The organism is Phytoactinopolyspora endophytica, assembly GCF_004138495.1.
GTDB lineage: Bacteria > Actinomycetota > Actinomycetes > Jiangellales > Jiangellaceae > Phytoactinopolyspora > Phytoactinopolyspora endophytica.
In genome coordinates this window covers 1-611 of the sequence record NZ_RZHA01001807.1, presented here as the reverse complement: position 1 = coordinate 611, position 611 = coordinate 1, and the positions used below count along the sequence as shown (strand labels likewise).

1 protein-coding gene is annotated in these 611 nt (G+C 63.2%); it reads left to right on the top strand.

Going from position 1 to position 611, the window contains the following annotated elements; genetic code table 11:
• Positions 1–447: LPXTG cell wall anchor domain-containing protein (locus ELR45_RS34265; RefSeq protein ID WP_129670266.1), on the top strand; the 447-nt coding region annotated here is incomplete at its 5' end.
• Positions 448–611: the final 164 nt, after the last annotated feature.

Sequence of the window (611 nt, the reverse complement as noted above, 5' to 3'; positions counted from 1 at the left end):
GATGCTGATGGTGATGGTGAGTTCGGTGACCGGGCGTTGGAGGCCGACGCCGTCGATGTTGTCGAGCGTGGCGCTATCCAGACTCTGACTGGGACTGGCTTTGAGCCGGGCGAAGAGGTCCGTGCTGAGGTGCAGTCCGACGTTTGGGAGGTCAGCAACACGGAGACCGCGAACGACGAGGGCACGGTTGAGTTCCGTTTCCGTGTCCCGACGGACTTCCCGTTGGGTAACCACACTGGGTTCGTCTTCAGTACGGAGGAGCAGTACGAAGGTGCTGGCGAAGGCATCGAGTACGCTTCGGACGGCTTCGAGGTTGTCGAGGCTGGTGAGCTGCCCGACACCGGTTCCGGGAACGCGCTGCTGATCACCTTTGGTGCGATCCTGGCGGCCGCTGGTGGCGCTGCGATCTTCGCGGTGAACCGCAGGCGGGGTATGGCTCAGCAGTAAGTAGGAGGGTCGCTTGAGTGCCTGAACAGGCGCGATAGTCCTTCCATCATGCGAATGGACGGTGGGTCCGCACCGAACGGTTGGTGTGGGCCCACCGGCGTTCGTGATACGAGTACATGGGCAAGGGCGGAAGATACGGGCGCGGGGTGGTTAGGGTCGCCCGG